1 protein-coding gene is annotated in these 961 nt (G+C 44.2%); it reads left to right on the top strand.

Going from position 1 to position 961, the window contains the following annotated elements; translation table 11 throughout:
• The coding region (locus Q0954_RS34050) for a hypothetical protein (RefSeq protein ID WP_299466573.1) at positions 1-939 on the top strand (939 nt) is incomplete at its 5' end.
• Between the last annotated feature and the right edge of the window lie 22 nt (positions 940-961).

Genomic DNA, 961 nt, shown 5'->3' with positions numbered 1-961 from the left:
TCACCCCATAAGATCAGGAAAATGAAGCTCGTAAATACAATAACACAAGCCGACGTGCTTCATCAGGAGTTGTGGCATACCAAGGTAGCACCCGGCACTGAAGAAGGTATTGTGGCAGGCTTTGATCTGAAAAAGCCACTCGGTGACAGCCTTATATTTAACGGTGAACGCACTGGCAACCAGAGCAACCAAACCGAAATCATCTGCCAAGGCAAAAAATGGCAGGTTGTGGGAGATATTGTGCTTAGTTTTCCTCCACCTGATTCACTACCCAACAGTCATTATAATGGAGAGGAATACCAGATGTATTGCCAGCCGAATAAATGGCAGGATGCCCTGGAGTTTTTGGTAGCAGAAGAGGCGCCTCCTGCAAACGTCTGTATACTGGGCAAGGTAACCCTGGATGATAGCTACGAACCAACAGGTGCCAGAGTGCAGGAGTTGTATGCAATAAACGAAGAGTATGAACCAAAAATCCGGATGGAAATTTATAAAACCGGGCATAGGTTTATTAAGTACTTCCCGGTACACAGCTATGCAAATAAAACAGACTTTGAGGCCTGGGTAAGAATAGCCCAACCCATCAAGGAAGCCATTGATACCAAACTGCAACAGTCGCTCTATGCCGAAGTCGAGTTTAGAGAACATCGCTACCCTTTCAGAGTGAGCTTGTTTGGCTACCTTGCTTTTGCTGACTTGTCTTCTGGGGTACTTGCTAATATGTATGGGAAATTTATACCCCAGTCTGCCAAAAGGATCAGCACAGGCATCTACCGCTCCGCTGACCGTTTGAATACTTATCAGCTGACAGCAAGTAATATATCAGCTGATTTGTCAGACGACACAGGACTGAACCTGATAAATCCGCCAATGATAAGCAATATAGAAAATAGCGACATCATGCACTTTCTCGGCATTTTTGCCAGTTATTTTATTTAATCAAATCACCATGAAAAAACAA

Origin of the sequence: uncultured Microscilla sp. (assembly GCF_947493425.1) — a bacterium.
Taxonomy (GTDB): Bacteria; Bacteroidota; Bacteroidia; order Cytophagales; family Microscillaceae; genus Microscilla.
The sequence above is the reverse complement of the archived record's forward strand: the minus strand, read 5'-3'. Positions and strand labels throughout refer to the sequence as shown.